The 20,214-nt window shown below is 50.2% G+C and carries 14 protein-coding genes; 11 read left to right on the top strand and 3 right to left on the bottom strand.

Annotated features, from left to right (window positions below):
• The first annotated feature begins 1 nt into the window (after window position 1).
• From Mal48_RS12145 to Mal48_RS12125, 5 genes are all read left to right on the top strand, one after another.
• Window positions 2–1,375, top strand: a complete 1,374-nt coding sequence (locus tag Mal48_RS12145; protein ID WP_145199568.1) for a methyl-accepting chemotaxis protein — start codon at window positions 2–4, stop codon at window positions 1,373–1,375.
• 1 nt (window position 1,376) lies between these two features.
• On the top strand, window positions 1,377–4,241 hold the full coding sequence (locus Mal48_RS12140; RefSeq protein ID WP_197441657.1) for a hybrid sensor histidine kinase/response regulator: 2,865 nt from the start codon (window positions 1,377–1,379) through the stop codon (window positions 4,239–4,241).
• 202 nt (window positions 4,242–4,443) lie between these two features.
• Window positions 4,444–6,033 (top strand): response regulator, encoded by a 1,590-nt coding sequence (locus Mal48_RS12135; RefSeq protein WP_145199562.1) that lies wholly within the window; start codon window positions 4,444–4,446, stop codon window positions 6,031–6,033.
• Entirely contained in the window at window positions 6,033–7,469 is a 1,437-nt protein-coding gene (locus Mal48_RS12130; protein ID WP_145199559.1) for an FHA domain-containing protein, read from the top strand. Before Mal48_RS12135 ends, Mal48_RS12130 begins: the two co-directional genes overlap by 1 nt.
• A gap of 71 nt (window positions 7,470–7,540) precedes the next feature.
• Window positions 7,541–8,449 (top strand): hypothetical protein, encoded by a 909-nt coding sequence (locus Mal48_RS12125; protein WP_145199555.1) that lies wholly within the window; start codon window positions 7,541–7,543, stop codon window positions 8,447–8,449.
• A 32-nt stretch (window positions 8,450–8,481) separates the two neighbouring features.
• On the opposite strand, the gene Mal48_RS12120 is transcribed toward Mal48_RS12125, so the two are convergent.
• Complete coding sequence (locus tag Mal48_RS12120) at window positions 8,482–9,615, bottom strand: alpha/beta hydrolase family protein (protein WP_231739502.1); 1,134 nt, start codon at window positions 9,613–9,615, stop codon at window positions 8,482–8,484.
• A 233-nt stretch (window positions 9,616–9,848) separates the two neighbouring features.
• On the opposite strand from Mal48_RS12120, the gene Mal48_RS12115 reads away from it, so the two are divergent.
• The 4 genes from Mal48_RS12115 to Mal48_RS12100 all read left to right on the top strand — a co-directional run bounded on the left by Mal48_RS12115 (window position 9,849) and on the right by Mal48_RS12100 (window position 14,712).
• Complete coding sequence (locus Mal48_RS12115; RefSeq protein ID WP_197441656.1) at window positions 9,849–10,844, top strand: sugar kinase; 996 nt, start codon at window positions 9,849–9,851, stop codon at window positions 10,842–10,844.
• Between the two features lie 208 nt (window positions 10,845–11,052).
• Window positions 11,053–12,348 carry an outer membrane protein assembly factor BamB family protein gene (locus Mal48_RS12110; protein WP_145199548.1) on the top strand — a complete coding sequence of 432 codons (1,296 nt, stop codon included), beginning with the start codon at window positions 11,053–11,055 and terminating at the stop codon, window positions 12,346–12,348.
• 84 nt (window positions 12,349–12,432) lie between these two features.
• Window positions 12,433–13,389, top strand: coding sequence for a cation diffusion facilitator family transporter (locus tag Mal48_RS12105; RefSeq protein ID WP_145199546.1), 957 nt, complete (start codon window positions 12,433–12,435; stop codon window positions 13,387–13,389).
• Window positions 13,390–13,470: 81 nt separating this feature from the next.
• Complete coding sequence (locus Mal48_RS12100; RefSeq protein WP_145199544.1) at window positions 13,471–14,712, top strand: PQQ-binding-like beta-propeller repeat protein; 1,242 nt, start codon at window positions 13,471–13,473, stop codon at window positions 14,710–14,712.
• A 119-nt stretch (window positions 14,713–14,831) separates the two neighbouring features.
• On the opposite strand, the gene Mal48_RS12095 is transcribed toward Mal48_RS12100, so the two are convergent.
• Both Mal48_RS12095 and Mal48_RS23745 read right to left on the bottom strand, forming a co-directional pair.
• A complete protein-coding gene (locus tag Mal48_RS12095) occupies window positions 14,832–15,965 on the bottom strand; it encodes a class I SAM-dependent methyltransferase (protein ID WP_145199541.1) in 1,134 nt (377 codons plus the stop codon).
• A gap of 201 nt (window positions 15,966–16,166) precedes the next feature.
• A complete protein-coding gene (locus tag Mal48_RS23745) occupies window positions 16,167–16,289 on the bottom strand; it encodes a hypothetical protein (RefSeq protein ID WP_261341952.1) in 123 nt (40 codons plus the stop codon).
• 51 nt (window positions 16,290–16,340) lie between these two features.
• Between Mal48_RS23745 and Mal48_RS12090 the strand changes: the two genes are divergently transcribed.
• A complete protein-coding gene (locus tag Mal48_RS12090; protein ID WP_145199539.1) occupies window positions 16,341–18,170 on the top strand; it encodes a divalent metal cation transporter in 1,830 nt (609 codons plus the stop codon).
• A gap of 447 nt (window positions 18,171–18,617) precedes the next feature.
• Window positions 18,618–20,063, top strand: a complete 1,446-nt coding sequence (locus Mal48_RS12085; protein ID WP_231739499.1) for an MFS transporter — start codon at window positions 18,618–18,620, stop codon at window positions 20,061–20,063.
• Window positions 20,064–20,214 lie beyond the last annotated feature (151 nt).

Here is a 20,214-nt window from a genome sequence, read left to right as displayed (position 1 = left end):
AATGACATATCGATTTCGGTTATTTATTACACATACGGTGACAGCGCTTTCTGCTGGCGGGATTGTCGGGTTGATCTGTCAATCTCCTGAGAAATCGCTCTTGATGTTTTATGCGATGGTGTTGCCCTTGGGAGTAATACTTCCGGCGACGATGGCAGTCTGGTGGTTCGAGAAGGCCATTCGCAAAATCGTCATCTGTATTGATCGCAATGAATTGGTTTCCGATATCAATTCTGGAATCCCGGAATTGGACGAGTTGGCTAAACTCGTTGGGCAGTCCGAAGAATGGAAGCGTGAAGGGCGATTGGGAATCCAGAAAGTTCTGGAGCAACTCTCTCCGCAAAGTGCCAAAAATGGCTCATCGAAGAAAGTGAGCATGGATGGCCGTTTGCTGGCACAGGTGCTTGCAAAAATCTCGCGGGCAGTCGGTGCCGAAGTTGGCCGGATTCTGACTCACATCGATGCGATCTCGAATCGAGCAGATGGGACAATCGGCGATGCACAGGATCAAACGACAACTTTGGATGAGTCGATTCAAAACGTTGAAGAGCTTTCCACAAACATCGATCTGATTCTGAGCAACGCAAAGTCTGCAAATCAATCTGCAATTGATGCTCGAGAAGCGGCGGTTCTCGGCCAGAACTTGATCGACAAACTGATCGAGGGGATGCACAACATTCGCGCTTATGTGGAAGCAGGCGAACGCAAAGTTCTTTCACTGGGTGAGCGGTCGCAGGAGATTAGTTCGATTGTGGAAACAATGGGAACACTTTCTACACGGACCGATATGCTGGCCTTGAATGCTTCAATCGAAGCTGTCCGGGCGGGTGAAGAGGGACGTGGGTTCGCCATTGTTGCTGAAGAGGTTCGCAAACTGGCGGAACATACGAGTACTGCTTCTCGCGAAATTGCCGATCTGGTTGAGTCCATCCAAATGGAGACTCAGGACACGATCTCCGCAATGGCAGAACAACGGACACAAGTGCAGGAAGGGGTCGCTCGTGTGAACGAAGCGGGAGTCGCTCTGGAACGGATCAGTCAGACGTCCACGGATTCAGCTGAGCGTGTGGGGGATATTTCACGGATTACCATGAATCAACTCCGTGGAACGCAGGACATGATCAACGTCATGCAAAAAGTCGCGACGCTTTCCCATGGGATTCACCAACGTGCAACCAGTGTGAAGTCGTCTGCCGGGGAAGTTGTTTCGGTGACGAAAGATCTCGAATTGTGGATGGCTCCGATGTTCAACTGCGATGACGAGGCTCGCCAGCACCAATCTGATCGGGGACGCGAGTTACCTGAGCAGAAACGTGAAAACATGCACGATCGAGAACATCTCGTCTTTGCTGACGACGAATCGGATGAGGTGTAAGATGAGTCCTCAAAAAAAACATTCCGATGACCTGTCAGGCTCGAAAGCAATTGCCGCAGCTCGTGCGCGGTTCTCTCAGCTAGCCAATGCAGCCAATGATGTCGGTGCGATCGAATTGCAAACGCTCTCTGCGTCACTCGTCGATTTGACCTCATTGGCAGAAACCTGGCAAGAGGAAGGTGGCAGCGAAGAATACTGTCAGGAAATTCTCGACTACTGTAATGAAACATTACCTACCGTTGAGAAGTCCCTCAACGACTATCCGGATTCGCTGACTGCGATCCAGGAAACACTCGATTCTCTGGAAGCCCGCTGGGGGGAATACCTCGACTTGCTCGCAGATTCCGAGAAATTTACTGCGGACAACGATGACGTTTGGCAAGACGCTGGCAGCCAATCCTGGGAGGATGAGAACCTTCTGATCGACGAACAAATCGACGAACAATCTGTCAGCGACGACGTTGAAGCTCCGGTTGTCGATGTCTCGGCATTGCTCTCAACGCTTGAAACGATGGGCGGGATGGACTCACCACCTGCGACGAAGCCAGCTCCCGAGACTCTGTTTCGCGATGAACCTGACGATCGTCCTGTGAGTGCTGGGAATCCTTCTGTCATCAATAAAGATTCGATTGTTCAGGAGACTCTCGAAGATCCTGAAATGATCCCTGCGTATGTGGATGATGCTCAGCAATGTCTGGCTGGGATGGAGATGTGCCTGTTTGAATTGGATAACGGCAAAAAAAATGTCGAGTCACTTCAGAAGTTCTGTCGTGAGCTTCACACTTTGAAAGGAGCGTCCGGGACAGTCGGTTTGACTGGGCTGGCGGAGTATCTGCACAATCTGGAAAACCAGGTTGAAGCGATGTCGACAGCCGGTGAAGAAATCCAGACGGACCCACTTCTCGAAGGTGTTGATTTTGTTCGTCAGCAACTTCAAAAACTTGTCCCCAACAGTTCCGAGCCAGCACCTGCTACGGATTACGCGGCTCCGACTCCATCAGGCGAAACTGCGACTGATGGAGGGGGAGAAACGTACGTTCGAATCGAAGCTTCCCGACTCGATCGGCTGATGGACTTGTTGGCCGAGCTGGTGATGTTGCGGAATCGACGTGAAACGTATGTCGGATCTCTCCGGCATTTGCATCATGATGTCAGTAACTGTGCGATGCGTTTGCGACTGGTCGATACGTATGCGGGGCCACAGGAGATTGATCCGCAGAATTATCATCAATCGGTCAGCGAAGAAGACAACGTCCAGAAACAGGAGAACCGCAACAAACAACTGACAGCTTCAATTTCAGAAATCGCCAAAGATGTCTCGGAGTTAGGTCGAACGCTTCAGGAAGTTTTCGACCCACTTTCGCAGGACAACTCGACGATTTCCCATTTGATCGGTTGTTACCGAACCGAACTGATGGAGCTTCGTCGACAGCCGATTGCCGGCCTGTTCCGAAGACTGTATCGCGTGGCTCGCGATGCCAGTAAAGCCGAAGGAAAGCCTGTTGAACTGCAATTTCAAGGACAGGGAACACGGGCGGAGCGGTCGCTGCAGGAGCGTTTGTACGAGCCGCTGATGCACATTATCCGGAATGCGGTCAGCCACGGTGTTGAAGGAGCTGAAGATCGAAAAAAACTCGGGAAACCGGCTGCGGGACAAGTCACGTTGAATTCCTGGTCCGATGCGACCTCGCTCTACCTGGAAATTCGTGATGACGGTCGCGGGTTGGACGAGCAGAAACTTGAACAGCGAGGACGTGAACTGGGACTGATCACGCCTGGAATGACTCCTTCACGAGAGCAACTCCGCGAACTGATTCTTCAGCCTGGATTCTCGACGAAAACAGAAGTCAGCCAGATTTCTGGTCGAGGGGTCGGGATGGATGTTGTTGCTTCGATGGTTCGCAGCATGCGAGGCCGAATCACGATCGATTCGGTCGTTGGGGAATACACAGCCTTCGTGCTGGAGATTCCGCTGCGTTCCACTATCGAGCATGCAATGGTTGTCCGCTCGGGAGAACAGTTGTTTGCACTGCCGATGCACTCAGTGTTTGGGACGCAAACCGATGGGCAAGTCGGTCCCGATGTCAACGTGATTAGCTTGTGTGACTTGATGGGAATTCCATCGTTTCCTTCTGCAAGCCAACGAATCATCTCTTTGCGTCAGAATCTTCAGGCAGAAGGGCGACAGAATTCGAGTTCGGAGACTCAAGGGAAACTGACCATCGCCGTCGATGCCGTCGTCGGAGTCGAGGAAGTGGTTGTTCGCTCCTTGCCCCGTTTGCTTAGCCATCACGGTTGTTTCTCTGGGGTGACGCTCTCCGGTGAAGCTGAAACAGTTTTGATGCTGGATGTTCCGCGACTTTCTGATTTTGCGAATCAGCTGAAAAACCAAACAATTTCAGTGAATCCAGCGGAACAAAGTGGGCGAAATTCAGGCTGGAAGAAATCTGCGAACTTACGGGGATTGAACGCCAATTCGGCGCGTATTCTCATCGTCGACGATTCACTGAGTGTTCGAAAAGCGATGACACGAAAGCTCTCGAAGCATTCATTTGAAATTGTCGAAGCAGCAGATGGAGCTGAAGCGTTGGACATTTTGAGGAACGGCGATTTTGACGGAGTTGTTTCCGATATCGACATGCCGCGCATGAATGGAATCGAATTCATCACGGCTCTTCGACGAGTTGATCGATTTGCCGATTTACCAGTAGTTGTCGTTTCCGGTCGACGTGATCCGCAAACTGCAGAAACCATTGCGAACTTAGGGGTCATTCGAATGTTTGCCAAACCAGTCAACGACACGTTGGTGAAATCAATCGCCCAAGCACTTCGCCACTCGAAAACAGCAGCTTCCGCAGGAGTCTAGAAGCAGTCTCAAAACCTATGGAATTGTGACCTTTCTCAGTACCAGAGAAGTGAACAGCAAGTTTTGAGACCAGTTCTAGTAACTCTCCGGAAACCTCACTGAGGAAAAGTTCACTCAGTGTTTGAGAGGCCATATTCAGATTATCGATCAGTTCTAAGTTCATAAACTTTGAACAGCATTATACAAGTTCTGGAGAACATGAATGTCGACACAGACAGTTTTAGTCATTGATGATAGTTCTACGATTCGAAAAATGGTGGACAGCCATCTTTCGCAAGCGGGATATCGAGTGGTCCTCGCACCAACTGCAGAGAAAGGACTCGAACTCGCTCCGCAACTGATTCCAGATATCATCTTGCTGGATCATCAACTCCCCGGAACAACCGGAATTGAAGTCTGCAAAAAAATCATTGCGATGCCGGAGTGCCGGAGCATCCCGTTTGTTGTTTCATCGACGCTTCGGAAGCAAGCGTATGTGGAATACATGGATATCGCCAATGTTGTCGATTCACTTCCCAAGCCGTTTAAACCTGAACTTCTGAAGATCACTATCGCGAACGCTCTCGAAGTTGGAGCGATGATTGTCTCTTCACAATCGGACGGGACAGCCGTTCCTGAGGTTGTTGAAGAGGTGTCCGATTCTTCACTCTCGGGAGATTTCAGTTGGGTTTCTCTGCGTGAAGTTCTCGACTTCTTGAATAACGGGAACAAGCATGGGGTTCTGGAAATTGAATTGGAACATGATCGAGTTTGGTTTTATCTCGATCAGGGACGAATTCAAGCTGTCGTTTCATCTTCGGTCACTCCCGAGGATGTTGCGTCGAAGTTGCCGGAGTCACTGAAGGAACTGGCACCTGTTCTGCGTTTCACGATGAGCAGCGGCTTCAATTCTCAGGTCGACGGTTTTGTTGAGTTGTTGGACCGTAAGGTTCTCGATCCTCGACTATTGCGAACCCTTTTGAGATTCCAGGCTGCATATTTGACTTGGCAATGTTTCAAAAAGACTCCGATCGCATTCTCTTTCAGTGCGTCGCGAGAACTCCCGGCACTCTTCCGTAGAACTCCGCTGCAGAGTAGTCTCGCAGGGATTCTGGTTGAAGCTTCCATGAGTTGTGGAAAAGACGAGAAGACGTCGATTGACGAAAATAAGGGTTGGATTCGGCGTGGTTTGCGTGGGCAGAATCTGGATCGATCAGGCTTGGGGGCTAAGCAACTCCAATTGCTGACACACCTTGGTGCAGAGCCAATCGCAACCGAACTTCTGGCCGAGAAAGTTGATCTTTCACTCGAAGAAACTTATCGCTGTCTGGAAGGTTTTCGGATTGCGGACTGGGTCGATGTGCAAACCGTCGCCAGTGGCCGCAATCTTGTGGCTCTCGAATCAAACCCGGAAGGCTCTTCTCTGCTACGAGAAATTCTCGCGGATTCCAGCAACCCCTGGTCCGGAAAAGTGGTTCGCGATGAATTTGGTCTACAGCTTCTAGTTAATCGCAAAGCTGCGGATTACTTGTTAGTCGAGGTAACAGGAGAGGACGAGCTTCGGTTGCCGAAGTGTCTTGAAGGCAAAGTTACGGAATTACTCGCGACCACTCCTATCGGTTTGATCGCTCCTGAAGAAGGAAACTGTCCTCCGCTGGCTGACGAACTGTCTGAGCTTCTCGTGATTCACCGTCCTTATTCATACGACGAAGTCCTTGATGTCTTGAACTTACTTCCGGAATCGAAAATCCCGTCTGGCAAGTCGTCCGGCATCGACATGAATGAACTTCTCTCTGTGGGAGAATCCAAATAATGAGCGCTGACGTCTTTATCGAAAACACAGCTGCCATGGCGACCATTTCGGTCCAGATTCCAGGCGGCGAATACATCACTCGCGTTCTACGCGAAGGGCAAACTGTATCCGTTGGCTCAGATGGAACTGCGGAGTTGCGTCTGGAAAGTGAAGGGGTCGGGGGACTGCATTGTCTGCTCTCTGTGATCGAAGGAGTTGTCAACGTGCGAGACTGTTACTCGCAGACCGGAACTTTCGTCAACGAGGCACGGGTTCAAGATGTCGATGTCAACTATGATTGTGAAGTTCGAGTCGGTCAGAATGTGATCGAACTGAAGTTACGCGACAGTCAGCCAGCCCCGAACGTCTACTCTGATCCAATCGTAGAGCCGGAGGCCTCTGGATCAGCGAACGACCAGGAAGAGAGTTCGAGTTCTGAAGCGGAAGAGTCGGCAAACGAACAGGGCATCGACTCAATTCAGTTGAACGATATCGTTGGGCTGACAAGTCATCTCCCTGTGGTCGATCATTCTGCCAAGGTCGCCTCTTTAACGATTGAGTTGGAGGAAGCTCAGGCGGAACTTGAAGTGCTCCGTGAGCGACTGGATTCACGACAGCTTCAGAACCAGACGGCTGCCTCCGATCCATTTCAGCAGGAAATGATCGAATTGCTTCGCGAGGAAGTCCTGTCGCTGCAAGAAGAATTAAGGACCAATTCTGCGACTCATCACCCTGAAGCAGCGTTTGTTGATCATGTCGATGACGAGGATCTTCCAACGCGAGAAGAAGTCGAGAAGCTTGTAGATCGTCTCGAAGTGTTGCTCAGTGAGTTACATCAGAAAGATGAAAACATTCGCGTTCTGCAGGACCTCGTACTCGCAGCCGATAATGCCAATCAGGCTGAGAAAGACGAACGGGAACAGCTTGCCCGCTGGCTGGGAGAGTTCGAGGAGCGGTTTGAACTCCTGTCGGAAGAATGGCAAGCTGAGAACGAGCAACTCAAGAAAAAAATGAAACATCTTCAAGAAGAGCGAACAGAGACTCAGGCTGCTCTCTCCGCGAATTCGACCAGTGCCAAGACCGAAGCTTTGCAACGGTTAACGGAAAATTTACGCATGCAAATAACAGCGGCTCAGGAAGAAATGGACTCCGCGCAACAGGAAATTGCAGACCTGAAGGTCAAAGTGAAGGAAGCCCACGGAACTGTTTCGAGAGAAGAGGAGATTCGGCTCTCACGCGAACGGGCTGAAATCGCCAGGATGCGTCACGACCTTGAAGTCAAAATGCAGAAAGCGCATCAGGATTCCGATCCAGGAGATCGAGAAGGAGAGGTGCTCGATGAAGCAGAACTCAGACTTCGAGAATTTAGAGATCACGTGAGAGAAACGGGCAGTTCAAGAAACTCGTCACCATCATTGTCTTCACGGTTGCTGAACCTGTGGGGGCGACTCGGCTAAGTGCTTAAAGCAATTGCCAGTGGCTGACGACATTTTTTTTACTGATAGGTGTGAGAAGCTGAGACCGACTCATGAACAGACAATTTGCTGCGACGACAACTGATGATGATCTTGATATGGAGGACTTAGTGCTGTATCGCCAGGAACTTCTGGAGGTCGCACGGAGACTCGATCAAACAGGGAAACGCTTCGAGCGATACATCTCCATGCAATTACAGCAACTTGAGATTGCGATTGACGATTTTGATCGTGAACGTGATGCATGGAGACGGCAGCGTGATCGCGAAGCCGAAAACTCAAATGGTCATCAGCCAGAGGTGCAGCAAGGCCAACTCGCTCCTTATGAAGTCTCGACAGGGATTCAAGAATACATCGGCGTCCCTTCGTTGAAGAAGAACCTCGATCTGGAAGCGAACGGGAGTGCTTCGGCTCCGTTATGTATGCTGTTTCGACCAAATCAGGCGACCGCGATGCAAGTTGGCCTGTTATTGTTTGAGATCTCAAAACTGAATCGAGAGTTCGGAGGCGGTGGCGTTCGGTTTGAAGTCAACCATGTGCGACTTTCCAAGGGAAAGCAAGATCCTGCGCATCCGAATGTTTTCTTCGCGGTTGAAGCGTTCTCACTCACTCCGTTGGTGGCCTACGACGGCACACCATCCAGACAACTTCAGGCATGGCAGAGGTTTAAGTCTGAACTCGTCATGTCGTCGCTGACTGATAAAACGCTTGAAAAGGATTTCAACAAAGCTGTCAAAGTCCCGCGCGATCATGATGCCGCCATAATTGCCTTCGAAGCGACACGCAGAGCTGAGAACGCGAACAACAAGTGTGAGTCCTCACAGAAAGAACTCCCACGTGGATTCAAGCCTCGCAAAACTGTCAAAGGGACATCTGAGCAACAACTTAAACGTGTCGGAGATATTGTCCGTTACCTGAAAAATGAGTGCGACTTACGTATGCACCTCTCATTGATCTGGTAACTTCCACTACGTCGCTCAGTCTCTGGCATCCATTACTTAAGATGTTTCTCGAAGAAACTGTAGAGGATTGTATTGGCTTCCTCGTTCGGTGAGTGCTTCGGACGATTGGTCATATAAACTCGGTTTTCCACACCAAGCATACGGTTGATTTCGACAGTGTGGTTGAGTGCCTTCCAGCGTTCCACTGGGTCTTCGGCACCTCCAGAGACCAGAAACGGTCGCGGGGCCATCAAGGCGTGGAGCTCGTGCAGGTCACGGCCCTCTTTTCGAAGTTTTAGATAGAGTCCTCGACCTGGATTCTCTTCGGTAATCAAGCCTCGTTTGCGCCACGGTTTGGGGTGATAACCAAGGTACCAGGGTTCCCAGTAGTTGATGCTCTGGCGTGTGTCGTCAAAAACAATTCCAGGGTCGGACCAGGCGGCACAGGCGAATTTATCAAACAGGCACGACGCAAACATCGCCCATTTTCCTCCATACGAATGCCCCACGATACCGATGCGATCGGCATCGACTTCAGCGCGGTTTGCGAGAACGTAATAGGCGTTCGCGGCAGCATACCCGAGCATTGAGAGAGGTTGAACTTTTGCATCTTCCAGCGATGGGTAATACATCGAGTAGATCTTGGCATTTGAGTTTTCAGTCGTCCCAATCGAAAGGGTCGCGAAGCCGCGCCGAGCCAGCTGGTACGCATAATCTCGGTATTCACTACCAAGGCCAATTCCGGTTTCTGGTTCGTAATAGACTGTGACAACTCCCGGGAATGGACCTTTTCCTTCAGGGATGAGCAGGTAGCCGGTTGTTTCTTCATGAGGGGCCCATTTGAAGCGAATCTTGTTCTGCTGGAAGTTCTCTCGTTTCTCTGTTTCCAAAATTGTGACCTGCGGATCGGTGATGAGCGGCGGCCATTCGCCCATCAATTGATGCCATTCACTTCGCAGTTCCTGTTGGCGTTTCTTCCACTCTTCAGGAGTGGTGATGCGCGTACCATCTTTCCTGAGAAGAGGCGAGCGAAAATCTCCGAAGTCGTTCTCGAGTTCTTTCGGAGGATGTGCATACTTCTCAATTGGGACGATCTTGTCCCCCAGAGTGTTCGGTTCGTCAGCGATCGCCCCGGAAACAAAACAGATCAACAGCAGGCAGCTGCCAAATCGATGCGAGATATTCATATTCATTCCATATTGAATCAAGTCTTCACACTGTCAACAGACGTATGAAGGCAATAATGTATTGCAAGTTGTATGACTGAGCCGTGCCCTGTCGAACTTTGACTGTCATGCTGTCAGCGTTCTCAGGCACGATCTTTGGCGTGTTGCCAGGCGTGTGACTGGATTGGAGAGGCGGGGCGTCCAATCGCAGTTGCAGCGTTAGGATGGACAAAAATTGAGGGGAGATCAATAGAGTGAGTCTTGGGAATCATAAAAATGTGGCTCACTTTGGAGAGCTTCTTCTACGGCTGGATACTCCGGGACATCAACGGTTTGTTCAAGCCAGCAGCTTCGGACTCACCTTCACGGGGGGGGAAGCGAACGTTGCTGTCGCTCTTCAGCAGTGGGGGCTCAAGACTTCAATCGCCTCCGCTGTGCCGGCGAATGACTTAGGGGAAATGTGTCTCAACCATTTGCGCCGTTATGGCGTGAATACCGATTCTGTAATTCGTTCCGGAAACCGTCTTGGAATTCTGTATGTCGAGTCTGGTGCCGGTCAGCGTGGCTCACAGGTCATTTATGATCGTGATGCCACGAGTTTTCGGGAACTCGAACCGGGCATGATTGACTGGGAAGCATTTTTGAAAAATGCGGGGTTGTTCCATTTCACCGGAACAGCACTTGTCGGTCCCGGAACGCGCAACCTTCTTTTCGAAGGGCTTCGCGTGGCAAAGGAAAAGAAGATTCCAATCAGTTTTGACCCCAGCTATCGCAGTCAGCTTTGGAGTCTGGACGAAGCGAAAAAAGTGTTTTGCGAAGTTCTGCCGAGCGTGGACATTTTCCTGGGCAGCGAAGCGGATGCTTCGACATTTTTTGGAGTCGAGGCCAGTGGTGATGAAGCGTTGACAGCTTTGGCTGCGAAATACAACTTGCAATGGGTTGCATTTACGGACCGCGAAGTCGATGAAATGGGTGTGAACCATTATTCCGCGAGGCTTTCTAACGGAGCAACCGTCTTCAAGAGTTCAACCTATCAAACAGTCTCAGTGGATCGCATCGGCACAGGGGACGCCTTCGCAGCTGGAATCATCCGAGGATTTCTAATCCAACAGCAACCAGAAGAGACCTTAAACTTCGCCACCGCCGCAGCAGTTCTCAAACACACTATCCCCGGAGACTTCGCATTCCTGAGTGTTGACGAAGTGGAGTCCCTCATGAATGGTCAGGGAATCGGAAAAGTGAAACGGTAATTGTTAGCACTGAACCTGAAACTTGAAGTTGCTCTCTCAAACGTTGAGAAAAGCAGCTATTCCAGAGGTTTTCGGGCTGGTTCTAATGTATTTCGAGTTGCACACTTACGACTGTTCGGCGAAACTCGTCGCACTGCATTGACGGCAATCTGTGCAATTGAGAGACTCACAGATCGTGCGCATAACTTCTTGTGATGAGAATTTAATAATGAAAACTTTCAGTCTGATTTTAACTGTCTGCATGCTCCCTGCTGTCTCCCTGGCGGAAAATTGGCCGCAGTGGAGAGGGCCAAATGGAAATTCAGTTTCAAATGAAACTGGAATCCCAGTCGAGTGGTCAAAAACAAAAAATGTCGCTTGGCGTTTGGAATTACCTGGATCAGCTGGGGCAACTCCAGTGGTCTGGGAAGATCAGATTTTCCTGACCTCTGCTGAGGGTGACGATTTGGTGTTGATGTCGGTCTCGACATCCGGGAAAGAGCTTTGGAAAAAGAAAGTCGCTACAGGTAATCAAGACGCCCGCAGCGGTGAAGGGAACTCAGCTTCAGCTTCACCGACAACCGATGGAAAGCATGTCTGGTGTTTCTTTGGGACAGGCGATCTGGCTTGCTACACCGTCGATGGTGAAGAGGTCTGGGCGTATAACGTTCAGGAAAAGTATGGTCGTTTCTCGATTCAATTCGGAATGACATCAACCCCGATTTTGTACAAGGGGGATCTTTACCTGCAATTGATTCATGGCGAAATGCGTGAAGATTATACAGTCGGCAAAGTGATTAAGCTCGACAGCAAGACCGGTAAGGAAATCTGGGCGGTCGACCGTCCCAGTAACGCAACGTTCGAATGTAAGCACTCGTACGCCTCGCCATTCGTTTATGACGATGGAAAGCAATCTTTCCTCGTCACTCACGGAGCTGACTTTACCGGTGGATACTCACTGGAAGATGGAACTGAACTTTGGCGATTCGAGGGGCTCAACGGTCCTTCGAAATATAACCCCGGAAAGTTAGACCCGACCTTCCGTTTCGTTTCTTCGCCGGGAGTTGTTGACGGTTCAATCATCATTCCGACTGCAAAACGTGGACCGACAATCGCACTGAAAGTCAGTGATGCATTGTCCGGAAACGCAACTGAGAAAGAACAAGTTGTTCGTTGGGCAATGGATAAAACTCCCGACGTTTCAATTCCAATCGTCCATGAAGGACTTGTCTACTTCTTCCGCAAGGATGGTCGCGTCTTCTGTGTCGATTTGAAGACTGGCGAAGAGTTGTATTACGAGCGAACTCACACTTCGCAACATCGCTCAACTCCGATTGTTGTGGATGGACATCTCATCTTCTGTGCGAAGGATGGGTTTTGCACCGTGTTAAAGACGGGACGAAAGTTCGAAATCGTCGCAGAGAATGAAATGTCCGAACCGATCACTGCATCGCCGGTTGTTTCAAATGGTGTCCTTTATCTACGGACCTATGAAGCACTTTATGCAATCAAGGCCGAAAAATAACGGCTGCGGCAACTTCGATTTCGCCGCGCATTTCGTATGTGCGGCGAAATCTCCCTTTGAGGATGAATAAGGAAATTGATTTCGATGGCCGAATCTTGTTCGCATGATCATTCGGAATCATCACACTCAATGGGAACTCGCAAGCTGGCGATCACATTATCGCTGGTGGCAATTTATTTTGTTGCAGAGTTAATCGGAGGACTCTGGACGGGATCTCTCGCCCTGCTTGCCGATGCCGGACACATGTTTTCCGACATGGCTGCGCTGACGATCAGTCTGTTTGCTGCCTGGATTTCCACTCGTAAACCGACTCCGCAGCAAACTTTTGGATTTCACCGCGCAGAAATTCTCGCAGCTGCGGTGAATGGGGCACTGCTGTTTGTGGTCGCAGGAGGCATCCTGCATGAAGCTTGGGACCGGCTGAACTCTCCGATAGAAATCTTAGCCGGGCCGATGATGTGGATCGCCGTCGGGGGGCTTTTGATCAATCTCATCAGTCTGAAAGTGTTGCATGGGGACCATCAACATAACTTGAACCTTCGCGGGGCATGGTTGCATGTGATGGGCGACACCTTAGGGAGTGTCGGCGTGATCATCGCTGCGTTTCTGGTCTGGAAATTTGGCTGGAACTGGGCCGATTCTGTTGTGTCGGTTCTCGTCTGTATCCTGATTCTCTACTCATCCTGGAACCTGTTGAAGGAGTCGATCGGGATTCTGATGGAGAATGCTCCCAGGGATGTTGATGTTTTTGAAGTGGAGACATACCTCAAGGAGATCCCTTCTGTGCAAAACATCCACTGTTTGCATGTCTGGATGATCGCCAGCGGTTTGAAAAGTCTCTCCGCACATGTTGTCGTCGATGCAGATGCGACGGAGCCATTCAAGCTGGATGTTGTACGAGGACATCTGCACAACTCGTTTGGCATTGATCACGTTACGCTTCAAGTTGAAAGTTCAGAGGACCCTGTTTGCAGCGAAACTGGAGTAGGAAGTTGTCTGGTTCTCGGCGCTGATCATTCGCAACACCCACACTCGCATTGACTGTTGTGTTCACATTGAATGTGAATTTTGATTAAGCTGCCTCTGTCGCGACGATTGTTTTGTTCCCCATTGGATGGACGCATGATGCACGGATTCTTGTCATACTCTTTAATTTTCTTGGGCACTCTTAGTTCTATCGCAGTTGCGGAAGATTGGCCCCAGTTCCTCGGCCCACAGCGAAATGGAATTTCGAAAGAAACGAATCTGCTCAACCAATTCCCGGAAGATGGCCCAAAGGTTGTCTGGAGGTCTCCGGTCGGGGTGGGGATGTCCGGAATCTCGGTGGTCGGCGAGACAGCGTTCACGTTGGCTCAAGACGACCAACATCAATATGTGATTGCCATTGATTCAAAGACTGGTGATCATCGTTGGAGATCTCCACTCGCACCTGCCTACGAAAATACGATGGGTGACGGGCCTCGTTCGACGCCTGCAATTGATGAGGGAAACGTTTACGCAGTTTCCGGAGAAGGAATTCTTGGCTGTTTTTCCGCAACCGATGGTGGAAAAAAATGGAGTGTTGATCCTGTTCAAGAATTTGGCGGAAAGCCAGCCGAATACGGCGTTGCCTGCTCGCCGATCCTCACTTCTGAACATGTCATCATCACCGTCGGGTTACCAAAAGCGACGGTCGCTGCGTTTGATCGATCATCAGGAAAGATCGCCTGGACCGCAGGCACTGGCAACGCTGCCGGGTATTCCTCACCGACGCTGCTTTCACTTCACGATCAAGTTCAACTTGTTGTGTTTCATGGTCAGGGTGTTTTCGGATTGGACCCGAAAACCGGGAAAGAACTCTGGAGCTATCCTTACATCACCGACTATCACTGCAACATCGCGACACCGATCGCTGTCGATGGAAACGTTTTGATTTCCGCCGGCGAGAATCATGGAACAGCATTGCTAAATGTTCCTGCAAAATCCGGAGGAGAGATTAATGAAATCTGGACCTCGTTTGGAAATCGCAGCATCTTCCGCAATGAATGGCAAACATCGATCCTCCTCGACGGCTACCTGTACGGATTTGACAACATCGGCAGCGCCGGGCCGGTGACCAATCTGGCTTGTGTCGAAGCAAAAACAGGCAAGCTGATTTGGCAAAAAAAACGATTCGGCAAAGGAAACTTGATCGCCGCTGACGGGAAGCTTTGGTGTAGTACGATGGATGGAGAACTTGTCATCGTGGCAGCCACTCCCGAGAAATTTCAAGAGCTCGGCCGGGCCTCACTCATTGGCGAAACCCGGCAATCGCCCGCACTCAGCGAGGGGAGACTGTATCTACGAGATGGCGCCGAAATGATATGCGTAGACATCAAGAGATAGCAGAACCTGACACCAATTCGAAAGATGCCCTCAGTGACCAGTGACCTCTCACCGATCACAATCTTATCCAGGTTACGCGATTGCAGCCTTGGCAGAGAAGAGGGCCGCTCAATTCGAGATTAGCTTTCGATCTCAGTGACTTCAGCGACTGTCTCGGAAGGGGTGGGACGCTGAATGCCGCTGACGATCGAGTATCCCCGGATTTCGGTGACTTCGATTTCGTCAAACAACTGATCCATTCTTGCTTCCAACCATTCTGTTTGCTTTGTGACGATGTGAACTCGTCCACCAGCTTTGAGGTGTTTGAGTGCAGACTGCAGGAAGATTTCTGAGATTTTAAAGTGTGAATAATAGGGCGGGTTGCCAAGTGCGATGTCGAACTGGCCAGTGAGGTCTTCGTCGTCGTTGCCAGCTGATCCATCGTGAGAGAGTGTTGCAGCGACGTCTTCGATTCCATTTAACTCTGCGCCGGCGAGTGCACACTCGATGGCACGGGAGTTGGCGTCGACGAAGTGGACGGCGACTCCGGGGGCTCTCATCGCAGCTGTCAGTCCAACTGTGCCAGCTCCACAGCCAATATCGAGGACATGGTCGTTCTCGTGAATTTCCATTGTTTCGATAAGAGCACGAGCGCCGACATCGAGTCGGCGATGGCTGAAGACTCCGGCGCGGCTGACGGCCTTCACCAAAGTTTCTCCATCACGAAATGCAAACTCTGCGGAGAAGTTTTTCAGCTTCTTCAGTGGTTTCAATTTCTTGAGCCGATAGGTAACCCCTTTCCGCTTTTGCAAACGTGTGAGATTCTTGCCCATCTTCTCGACTTCATGGTGAAACCATTTGTCCTTGGCGTTATCGATGGTGACAATCAATATTCCGTCCATGGAGAGTCTGTCGTACGCCTGTTGGAGCAAATCGCGGGAGAGTTCGCTCTCGCCGGAGCGAGACATTGGCAGGACACACAGGTCAAACTCTTCTTCCGGGAGGTCTGCGGAACAGAGTACTCGAACACGAGAACCTTTCTCGTCACACCACTCAGCGGTTTCGCTGGCGGGGAAGAGTTCGACGTAATGGCAGTACACCTCCGCTTCGGGAAGCCGATCTGCGATATCCATGGCGCACTGACCTCGGCCAACGGAAGTACACAGTACTCTGCTAGCTGTCAGTTCCGAGGCGGCATTGATGGCTAACTGCTCGGAACGTGGGAGCCTGTATTCTGTTCCGTCTTCTTCGTACTCGGAAAATTCTTCGCTCATCGGGTGCGTCTAAAAAGAAGGTCGAACCGCTCGATGCGAGCGAATTCATTCATGTTTTCATCGAAAAATACGGCGATTTGGACTCTCTGCAACAGTCTCACCGCGACAAGAGCAGACGATACTCCGATCCGCTCTCGTCAGCCAGTCTGAATGATGGAAACCTGCGAAAGATGCGTGATCCTAATGGCTTGGGGGAAAAAATCATCCGTTGTCCTGCTCCTGCATGCTTGCGTCCGGTCGTTCGCCCCGATACGTTGACCAGTTCACCAATGGAATCTGGGCGAGTTGAACGTGTCTGTTCATGCTTCGCCAGATCGATTTCATGATGAAATTGTTGGCAAGAATTTCCTCGATACGAATTCCGAGACCTGGTTCATGACGAAGCCTCTAGATGCGGAATCACAAGCCGCACTTCCCCAAATCGAACAAGATCGCGCGCTCATTAACGAAGCTCGCGCAAAGGGAACTGGCCCCTTATTCTGGGCCTTCACCAAGTTGTCCGGCCCTGGTTGGCTGCAAAGTGCGATTACTCTCGGTGGTGGATCACTGGGAAGCAGTTTGTACCTTGGGGTGTTGGCAGGTTTCGGCCTGATGTGGTTGCAACCGCTGGCGATGATTCTGGGAATCATTATGCTCAGCGCGATTGGTTATGTTGCACTTTCCACACACGATCGGCCGTTTACCTCGATCAATAAGCATGTGAGTCCGATCCTCGGATGGGGATGGCTGTTGGCGACAATGATGGCAAATTTTGTCTGGTGTATGCCTCAGTTTTCTCTGGGGACCGCTGCCATTCAACAAAATCTTGCTCCGGCAATGTTAGGAGATGCTGCGATTGCAGCTGAAATTTCCTCGCAGGGGTTAGGAGACGATCAAGCAGATGAAAAAGATGCGTTGACGAAGAGTTTGAAGTTTCGAAATAACTTCATCTGTGCAACGATTCTCTTCATTGCCGGTGGCATTGTCATCCTCTTCTACGGCAGTGGTGGTTGGGGAATCAAGGTCTTTGAGATCCTGTTGAAATGCATGGTCGGAATGGTCGTGTTGAGCTTCTTTGCCGTCGTCATCAAGCTCTCAATGGGAGGGCTTTTAGATTGGGGGACGATCTTCGCCGGGTTTATTCCTGATACGACTCTGCTCACTCATCCGAGTAGTGCATTTGATGAATTACTTTCAGCGACCGGCTCCTACAACGAATACTGGACCACGAAGATCGTCAGTGAGCAGCAAAAAGTAATGATCGCTGCTTTCGCGACTGCGGTCGGAATCAATATGACATTTCTGCTTCCGTACTCGATGCTTCAACGTGGTTGGGATCGTGATTTCCGCGGGTTGGCAATTTTCGACCTCAGCACAGGCCTGCTGATTCCGTTTATGCTGGCAACTGGCTGCGTTGTGATTGCTGCTGCGACACAGTTCCACGGAAAAGTGGAAGATGGTCTCGTTGAAATCTATCGTCCGAGTGAAGATGCCCCCGCTCCTGCTGGAAACTTGATTGGCGATTTCAATGGAATTCTCGACGCGAGAATTGCGAAGGAAATCGGCAAAGACAAAATGACAGCGATCAAGGATGAGATTAAAAAGACTAAAGACGATTCCAAGCTCATTGAACTTCGCACAGCTCTCCCCGATGGCGACTTGCGGATGGCAGCGGCTCTCGTGAAACGAGACGCTTTCAACCTTGCTCAATCTTTAGAAAAACTTGTTGGTGCGAATACTTCGCAATACCTGTTTGGGGTAGGTGTTCTGGGGATGGCGATCTCCACAATTATCATTCTCATGCTCATCAACGGGTTTGCGGTCTGTGAAATGCTTGGTGTTCCGCCGCATGGATGGCCTCATCGCATTGGAGCGTTGGCTGCTGGGCTCGTCGGTTCACTTGGTCCATTCTTGTGGAGCAAAGCGTCAGTCTGGCTTGTTGTGCCAACATCGATGTTTGGACTGATGTTGCTGCCGATCGCCTATTGGACGTTCTTCTTCATGATGAACTCGAAAAATATTCTAGGCGAGAACATGCCAAAAGGACTCGCCAGATTGCGTTGGAATGTTCTGATGTTGATCGCTTCTGGGGTGGCAACGTTTGGTAGTTTGTACAGCATCTACTCCAGTAAGTATCCCAAAGTTGGTTTCATCGTTCTGGGAGGCTTCGTTCTGGCAGTCATCATTGGTGCTGTGCTGAAACGCAAGAAGGAGTCACCCGCTTAATTCGAAACTGAACACATCATTTGGCAAGAAGCTCTCGGTGGAACTCGTCTGGAAACTTGTGAAATGGTCGCTGATCTCAGCGTTTGAGTCAGCGAAGTCAGGTTTCAGGATGAGTTCTAAGCTATATCGCTTGAGTTGGAAGAGTTACTCAAATGCTGTCTCGAGAGTCTTGGCTGTCATCACGATATAACGAAGCCAGATGGGGCCTCTTCGTTGCAATCTGTTTCATCCAAGAATTTCGAAGCAATCCTTAGAGTAAAAACTGACAATACAGTAAGAATGGGTGATTAAGAACGGGCAATATTGTGCAACTGCCTGTCATCAAGTTCTGCTCGGTCTTGACCGTCCGAAATTTGGAAGTATGACTGATGACTTTGCGACGCACCAACTTTTTTCGTTGAACTGATATCTCCGTAGTCTGAAGAATTTTGATTTGAGATTTTCAATATGAATGACAACACAAATACAGGCGGTGGCATGGTCGGAATGACACCACGGCTTTCCTTGATGATGTTTCTTCAGTTTTTTACCTGGGGAGCCTGGTTTGCGACATTGTCAGCTGTTTTGGACTCGAACGGTTTATCAGCATTCAAAGGGGGAGCGTATGAGAGCGTCCCCATTGCAGCGATTTTTGCGCCTCTGTTTCTGGGTCTTGTTGCCGACCGATTATTTGCATCAGAAAAAGTGATGGGGGCTCTTCTCGTGATTGGTGGCTTAGTCATGGCTGTCATCCCGCAGGTTGCAGCCGCTTCCGGAAGCGATGCAGGGAATACCATCGTTTGGTTGATCCTGATTCACTCATTGTGTTTCATGCCGACTCTGGGCCTTGGAAATACCATCGCGTTTACCCACATTCCCACACAGAACGACTTCCCCAAAATCCGTGTCTGGGGGACGATTGGTTGGATTGTCGCCGGACTGATCGGCGGTGGCCTCGGCTGGTCGAACTCGTTTAACCTCTTTTGGATGGGAGCTTCGTCTTCGATCTTATTGGGAGTCTTCTGTTTCTTCCTCCCGAATACTCCGCCTCCTCTCAAGGGTAAACCGGTCGATTTAAGATCACTCCTGATGGTCGATGCGTTCAAACTTCTGGCTGATTTCAACTTTGCAATCTTCGCCCTGTGCTCAACTCTGATTTGTATCCCGCTGGCATATTATTACGGTTTGACCTCCACCTACCTGAATCAAACCGGATTCGCTCAATCGGCAGCGACGATGACGCTCGGGCAGATGTCTGAGATCTTCTTCATGCTCTTGATTCCATTTTTCTTCCGGCGATTTGGCTTGAAGAACATGATTTTAATCGGCATGGCAAGCTGGGTGCTTCGCTACGCATTGTTCGCTTTCGGTGCACCGAATCAGGTTACTTGGATGCTGTTGCTTGCAGTCCTCATTCACGGGATTTGTTACGACTTTTTCTTTGTCACCGGATTCATGTACACCGACGACAAAGCTCCCAAAGATGTTCGTGGTCAAGCTCAGGGATTGCTTGTCTTTCTGACGCAGGGAATCGGAATGTTCTTTGGTTTCAGAATTGCGTTCGGAGGCAGCTTCGGTCCGATCCCTCTGAACTGGCATATCGGGGAGATGGGAAAGCAGGTCGTAAGTTCCGAGAAATACAATGAAGCATTGATCACAGCACGTGGTGCGGATGAAGGGATGAGCTTTTTCGAATCGTTCTCGCAAATGTTCTCTCGGAGCTTGCCAGAAGGACTTGATCCTCAACTCCTTTCAACAACGATGACTGAATGGAAACAGTTCTGGTTCTTCCCTGCCATCATGGCTGGAGTGGTCTTCGTAGTGTTCGCGTTATTCTTCCACGATAAAATGAGTGACAAAGACGTTTCAGAATCAGAAGTCGCTGAAGCGGCACCAAGTGAGACCGTCGTGTAAGTCCGTTGTGTAGTAAGACCGGGCAGAATGAGGCGCATTGTCCCTACTTGTCGTGCCCGTAAACATCATTGGATACCTAGTCGACGAATCCCACGACTCGCCACGAGGCGGTACAAAAAGACCGAGATTGAATCTGTACTAAATAGCGAAG

Source organism: Thalassoglobus polymorphus (assembly GCF_007744255.1).
GTDB classification, from domain to species: Bacteria; Planctomycetota; Planctomycetia; order Planctomycetales; family Planctomycetaceae; genus Thalassoglobus; species Thalassoglobus polymorphus.
This window is presented reverse-complemented; position numbering and strand designations above follow the sequence as displayed.

Excerpts from the sequence above, each read along its gene's own strand:
- Mal48_RS12145 (WP_145199568.1), top strand. The coding sequence starts at position 2 with ATGACATATCGATTTCGGTTATTTATTACACATACGGTGACAGCGCTT.
- Mal48_RS12140 (WP_197441657.1), top strand. The coding sequence starts at position 1,377 with ATGAGTCCTCAAAAAAAACATTCCGATGACCTGTCAGGCTCGAAAGCA.
- Mal48_RS12135 (WP_145199562.1), top strand. The coding sequence starts at position 4,444 with ATGTCGACACAGACAGTTTTAGTCATTGATGATAGTTCTACGATTCGA.
- Mal48_RS12130 (WP_145199559.1), top strand. The coding sequence starts at position 6,033 with ATGAGCGCTGACGTCTTTATCGAAAACACAGCTGCCATGGCGACCATT.
- Mal48_RS12125 (WP_145199555.1), top strand. The coding sequence starts at position 7,541 with ATGAACAGACAATTTGCTGCGACGACAACTGATGATGATCTTGATATG.
- Mal48_RS12120 (WP_231739502.1), bottom strand. The coding sequence starts at position 9,615 with ATGAATATCTCGCATCGATTTGGCAGCTGCCTGCTGTTGATCTGTTTT.
- Mal48_RS12110 (WP_145199548.1), top strand. The coding sequence starts at position 11,053 with ATGAAAACTTTCAGTCTGATTTTAACTGTCTGCATGCTCCCTGCTGTC.
- Mal48_RS12105 (WP_145199546.1), top strand. The coding sequence starts at position 12,433 with ATGGCCGAATCTTGTTCGCATGATCATTCGGAATCATCACACTCAATG.
- Mal48_RS12100 (WP_145199544.1), top strand. The coding sequence starts at position 13,471 with ATGATGCACGGATTCTTGTCATACTCTTTAATTTTCTTGGGCACTCTT.
- Mal48_RS12095 (WP_145199541.1), bottom strand. The coding sequence starts at position 15,965 with ATGAGCGAAGAATTTTCCGAGTACGAAGAAGACGGAACAGAATACAGG.
- Mal48_RS23745 (WP_261341952.1), bottom strand. The coding sequence starts at position 16,289 with ATGAAATCGATCTGGCGAAGCATGAACAGACACGTTCAACTCGCCCAG.
- Mal48_RS12090 (WP_145199539.1), top strand. The coding sequence starts at position 16,341 with ATGACGAAGCCTCTAGATGCGGAATCACAAGCCGCACTTCCCCAAATC.
- Mal48_RS12085 (WP_231739499.1), top strand. The coding sequence starts at position 18,618 with ATGAATGACAACACAAATACAGGCGGTGGCATGGTCGGAATGACACCA.